Raw genomic sequence first — 5,610 nt, forward strand, 5'->3', positions numbered from 1 at the left:
GGATGCCGCCTTTGATCTGGCCGCGCTCGGCCATCTTGCACAATGCGGCTGCGTCGAGCGTCGAGCGGATGCTCTCGGTGACGGTTTCAACCGCCGACAGGATCGCCACCCGCGGCTCGCCGATGCCCAGCGCATGGGCCAGATCGATCGCGTTCTGGATGATGTCGCGCTTGTCGGCGAGCGTCGGATAGATGTTGATCGCCGCGTCGGTGACCAGCAGCGCGCGGGGATAATCAGGCGCGTCTATCGCATAGACATGGCTGATACGGCGTGCGGTGCGGAGACCGCGGGCACGATCGACCACCGCGTGCATCAGCTCGTCGGTGTGCAGCGCGCCCTTCATCACCGCCTCGACCTCGCCGGCTCGCGCCATCGCCACCCCGGCTTCGGCAGCAGCCGCACTGTGCTCGACCGCGACGATCTCATAGCCGGCAAGATCAACCGCAGCCTGGGCGGCGGCGGCGCGGATCTTGGCTTCCGGTCCGACCAGCACCGGCACGATCAGCCCCTCGCGCGCCGCCTCGACAGCGCCGAGCAGCGAGGCGGAATCCACCGGATGCACCACCGCGGTGCGGATCGGCTGCAGCCCGCGTGTCATTTCGATCAGCCGTTCGTAGCGCTGCGCGGTGCGATTGAGATCGATTTCCGGCAGCAGCACCCGCGGCCGCGAAATCTTCTCGACCGGCGCGATCACTTCGGCAAGGCCGGTGATCACCTCTTCGCCGCGCTGATTGGTGGCGCGGCAATCCAGCAGCAAGCGTTTCTTGGCCGCGTTCTTCTCTTTCACCGTGACCGTGACGGTCACAGTGTCGCCGAGCAGCACGGGCCTTGCGAACCGAAGCGACTGGTCGAGATAGATCGTGCCGGGGCCGGGCAGTTGGGTGCCGAGCAGGGTCGAGATCAGCGCCCCGCCCCACATGCCGTGCGCCACCACCTGATGAAACATGTCGCTCTTGGCGAAAGCCGCGTCGACATGCATCGGGTTGACGTCGCCGGACATCACCGCGAACACCTCGATGTCGCGATAGGTCAGCGTGCGAACCAGACTGGCGGTATCACCGACTTCGATCTCATCGAAGGTACGGTTTTGGATCTGCTCCATCATGTTTCTCCAGCCAGCTCCGATCAGCCGATCACATGATAGCCGGCGTCGATGTATTCGATATTGCCGGTGAGCGACCGCGCGCTGTCACCGACCAGAAAAGCGGCGACCGCGCCGACATCCTCGATGCTGACGAGCTGATGTGCCGGCAGCCGGGCGCGGGTGCGCTCCAGCAGTTCGTCGAACCGCGCGATGCCCGACGCGGCCCGCGTCATCAACGGCCCCGGCGACAGCGCATGAACGCGGATCTTCTTCGGCGCCAGTTCGGCCGCCATGTAGCGCACCGAGCTTTCCAGCGCCGCCTTCACCGGACCCATCAGGTTGTAGTCTTCGACCACCTTCTCCGAGCCGTAGAACGACACGGTGAGCAGGCAGCCGCCGTCCGGCATCAGCGGCTCCGCGAGCTTGGCCATGCGGATGAACGAGTGACACGACACGTCCATCGCCATCGCGAAGCCGGCCTGCGAGCAATCGACCACGCGGCCGTGGAGGTCTTCCTTCGGCGCGAACGCGATCGAATGCAGCAGGAAGTCCAGACGGCCCCATTGCTGGGAGATCCGTTCGAACACAGCCTCGAGTTGACCCGGCTCGCGCACGTCACACGGCACCACGATCGGACAGCCGAGCTGTTCAGCGAGCGGGACGACGTGAGGCGCGGCCTTGTCGTTGAGATACGTGACGGCGAGTTCGGCGCCGGCGTCGCGAAACGCGCGCGCGCAACCGAATGCGATGCTCTGATCGTTGGCGATGCCGACGACCAGACCCTTCTTACCTTGCAAGTTCATTTGCTCTCCGTAACCTCAGCACCGTGTCATCACCATGACAGGTGCATGCGACCAACCGCCGAGCGCGGCTGGCACGTCACCGCTCACTTCAGCAATTGCTGGCGCATCCGTAATAGCTCTTTGCGCCGGGCGGGCGTGGTCTCCGGATAGCTCATTTTGAGGGATTCCATGGTCTCGACGATCACCTGCGAGACGATCAGTCGCGCATTCTCCTTGTCGTCGGCCGGAACGGCGTACCACGGCGAGTCATCACTGGAGGTCTCGCTGAGGCACTTCTCGTAGGCGTCCATATAGTCGTCCCAGTACTGACGCTCTTCGAGGTCGGCGGCGCTGAACTTCCAGTTCTTCTCCGGCTCGTCGATCCGCGCCAGGAAGCGCTTGCATTGCTCCTCCTTCGACAGATGCAGAAAGAATTTGACGATCCGGGTGCCGTTGGCGTGCAGGTGCTCCTCCAGATTGCGGATCGACCGGTAGCGTTTGTGCCAGAATGATTTGCCGAAATTTTCGCCATTCGGCACCTGCTCGCTCTGCAGGATGTCCGGGTGAACCCGGACGATCAGCACCTCCTCGTAGTAGGACCGGTTGAAGATGCCGATCCGGCCACGCTCCGGCAGGTCGCGGGTGGTCCGCCACAGAAAGTCGTGCTGCAGCTCGGTCGCGCTCGGGTGCTTGAAGCTGAACACTTGGCAGCCCTGCGGATTGACCCCGGACATGACGTGCCGGATCACCCCATCCTTGCCGGCGGCGTCCATAGCCTGGAAGATCAGCAGCACGGCGTGGCGGTTGCTGGCATAGAGCAGCTGCTGCAGGTCGCTCAGCCGTTCGACCTGGGCGCGGAGCAATTCGTGGTAGTGCTCCTTGGATTCGTAGAACGGATCGACCTTGGTGGGCCATTTGCCGAGGTCGACTTTCTCGCCCTCCTCGACCCGGAATTGCTTGGTCTTGATCTTCATTCCCGTCCTCTCGACGTCCTGACCCCGGGACCGGCCGGCCGCCGCCCCGGCGGTCTCCCGTTCAGGGGAATTATAACCATCTGCGCGGCGAGGCCGCCACCGGCCCGTCCACGGCATTGAACTTAGTCAGGCTTCGTTCATGATCGGCGCCCTATGGTTGCAGCCGGCCGGGTATGGGCGCCACCAAGTGCACACCCGACATAAAGCGACCTCATTTGTACTTCATCTGCGCCCGGCCTGAGGGCTTATCTGGCGGCCTGAAGCGCTTGTGTAGTCAACGGAAATCACTATGGTGCGGGCCGCCCCGGACGGCCTCGGTTGCCGAACTGAGCCGGCACCCGTCGCTTCCGACGGTCCACAGCGCTGATAAGAGCGGTCGAGATGGACACTTCTATTCCTAGTAAGGTTCTCGCCGCGCAGGCGCGCCGGAGCAACGCGGCGCGGATCGCGCTGTTTGTTCTGCCGCTGCTCCTGCTGGCCCCGGCGATCTGGAACGGCTATCCGCTGCTCCAATACGACACCGGCGGCTACCTCGCCCGTTGGTACGAAGGTTACCTCGTCATCAACCGGGCGACCTCCTACGGCATCTACCTGCATCTCGGTGAGCAGACCCAGTTCTGGCTCAACCTCGGCTTCCAGGCGATCGTTTCGCTGTGGCTGATCCAACTGACGCTGCGGGTGTTCGGTATTACCAAACCGTTCCGGCTTGCAGCGATCGGCGTCGGCCTGATCGCCGCCACGGCACTGCCGTGGATCACCAGCATGCTGCTGACCGATATCTTCGCCGGCCTGTCGGTGCTGTCGCTGTTCCTGCTGATCGCCTATCGCGACCAGACCTCGGCCATCGAAAAGGTTCTGCTGTTCGCTTTCACGGCGTTCGCCGCCTCGACCCACAGCGCCACCATGATCGTGCTCACCGGCGTGTGCGTCGCCGGTTGGCTGCTGCTGCCCTGGCTGCGCGGCCGGGTCACTGCGTCGGGCCTCACGCTTGCCAGCTCGGCCCTGGTGGTCGGCGCCCTGCTGGTGCTGAGCTGCAACTACGCGCTGTCGGGCAAATTCACCTGGACCCCGGGCGGCTCCGGCGTTGCGTTCGGCCGGATGCTGCAGGATGGCATCGTCAAGCGCTACCTCGACGACCACTGCCCCAAGCAACAGCTGAAGCTGTGCCCCTATAAGGATGAGCTGCCGCCGACCGGCGACGACTTCCTGTGGGGCGGCAACAACATGTTCGACAAGCTCGGCCGCTTCGAGGGCATGAGCGACGAGATGGAATTCATCTCCAAGCAGGCCGTGACCGCCTATCCGTGGATGCAGTTCAAGGCTGCGGCCAAGGCGACGTGGGATCAGCTGGTGCATGTGGCAACCGGTGAAGGCACCAATGGCTGGCTGCCGCACACCTACGGCATCATCGAGCGCTATCTGCCCGAGCAGAGCGCGGCGATGCGGGCGGCCAAGCAGCAGCATTGGGACATCAACTTCGACGCCGTGAACCTGGTCCACGTGCCGGTGGCGCTGGGATCGATGGTACTGATGCTGATCATCCTCGGCTCGGCGCTGTGGCGGCACCGGCTCGACGACGTGACGCTGCTGGCCGGCACGGTGACGCTGGCGCTGCTCGGCAATGCGCTGATCTGCGGCATCATCTCGGGACCGCATGACCGTTATGGTTCGCGGATCGTCTGGATCGCTACTTTCACGGCGATGATCGCGGCGATCAAATACTTCATCGACGACCACGACACCGCCGACGACGGCACGGATTGATCCGTCGCTTTCGACAAACTCTCCACAAACAAAAGCCGCGCGGACCTGGTCCGTGCGGCTTTGTCGTTTCAGATGGTCCCGGCGTTACGGGCAGGGGTGACGCTGGCCGTCATAGCCGAGATAGGTGCCTGAGGCCGGATCGTACGAACGGAAGCGCTGCGAGCAGTACGCGTCGGCGTCGGCCGCACCGGCCTGCGCCTGACTGTTGGCGATCGCGCCGCCAATGATCGCACCGGCCGCGAGGCCGCCGATCGCCGGGCCCCAGCCATAGCCGCCGTGGCGATGGTAACCGCCATGGCCCCAGCCGCGGTGGCCGTGCCACCCGCCACCATGGTAGCCATGATGGCGCCATTGCACCTGCTGAACGGCGGCCGGCGCCTGCTGTGACGCGGCACCGGGCATAATCGGAGCGGCGGCCGCAGGCGCGGACGCCACGGCGAGCGAACCCAGCACCAGCGCGGCTGCGGGCAACATGCGCGAAATCATCATTGAACTCTCCCTGTTTTTTGAAATCCGTTCGACATCGTCTGGCGCTCCGAGAGCCGGCTGCGCAGACGGTCTGCTGCGACAACGGCTGGTACCATCGACCGTTCCGATGTTTGGCTGCGACGGAGTGCGCGGGCCGCCACCGCACACAATCCAGTTCCCTTGCCTGCATCGGGTGCAACGCTGCGTCCCGGTTACTCGCAACACGTGAGGAAGCGTAACCGCCGGCAGGTCGTCGATGCGCAGCTGGCCGCGATCCGCGCAGCCGAGGCGGGGATATCGATCAGCGCCGCGCCACCACAGGCGGCGGAATAGCTCGGACGCCACCGCTCCCTCGCCGCTCGGCGCGGGCAGCGGCAGTGAGCAGAGCCGCACCGGCTGCCAGCACACCCAGGGCCAGACCGGCGCGAAGCCAGGCCGGATTGAATGGAAACACCCGCGGCGACGCCTGCCGATCGAACCTGCCATGCGCGCCAGGGTCGCCGCTGCCGGCCGCAACCAAATTATCAGGCCGGTTCGG

5 protein-coding genes and 1 pseudogene are annotated in these 5,610 nt (G+C 64.8%); 1 reads left to right on the forward strand and 5 read right to left on the reverse strand.

Features of this window, described 5'->3' with window-relative positions; genetic code table 11:
• The 3 genes from DYI24_RS20075 to DYI24_RS20085 all read right to left on the reverse strand — a co-directional run.
• Positions 1 to 1,102 (reverse strand): bifunctional enoyl-CoA hydratase/phosphate acetyltransferase (locus tag DYI24_RS20075; RefSeq protein WP_164573567.1); only part of this gene is annotated, 1,102 nt, incomplete at its 3' end.
• Between the two features lie 23 nt (positions 1,103 to 1,125).
• On the reverse strand, positions 1,126 to 1,887 hold the full coding sequence (fabI, locus tag DYI24_RS20080) for an enoyl-ACP reductase FabI (protein WP_107357054.1): 762 nt from the start codon (positions 1,885 to 1,887) through the stop codon (positions 1,126 to 1,128).
• Positions 1,888 to 1,970: 83 nt separating this feature from the next.
• Complete coding sequence (locus DYI24_RS20085) at positions 1,971 to 2,840, reverse strand: ADP-polyphosphate phosphotransferase (RefSeq protein ID WP_164573568.1); 870 nt, start codon at positions 2,838 to 2,840, stop codon at positions 1,971 to 1,973.
• Between the two features lie 381 nt (positions 2,841 to 3,221).
• Between DYI24_RS20085 and DYI24_RS20090 the strand changes: the two genes are divergently transcribed.
• Positions 3,222 to 4,604, forward strand: coding sequence for a hypothetical protein (locus tag DYI24_RS20090; RefSeq protein WP_164573569.1), 1,383 nt, complete (start codon positions 3,222 to 3,224; stop codon positions 4,602 to 4,604).
• A gap of 84 nt (positions 4,605 to 4,688) precedes the next feature.
• Here DYI24_RS20090 and DYI24_RS20095 read toward each other — a convergent pair whose 3' ends face one another.
• Positions 4,689 to 5,093: a BA14K family protein gene (locus DYI24_RS20095; protein ID WP_164573570.1), complete on the reverse strand. Its 405-nt coding sequence runs from the start codon at positions 5,091 to 5,093 to the stop codon at positions 4,689 to 4,691.
• 280 nt (positions 5,094 to 5,373) lie between these two features.
• Positions 5,374 to 5,610: pseudogene (locus tag DYI24_RS28125) on the reverse strand (SDR family oxidoreductase); the annotation flags it as partial.

This window comes from Rhodopseudomonas sp. BR0C11, assembly GCF_010820945.1.
Taxonomy (GTDB): Bacteria; Pseudomonadota; Alphaproteobacteria; order Rhizobiales; family Xanthobacteraceae; genus Rhodopseudomonas; species Rhodopseudomonas palustris_H.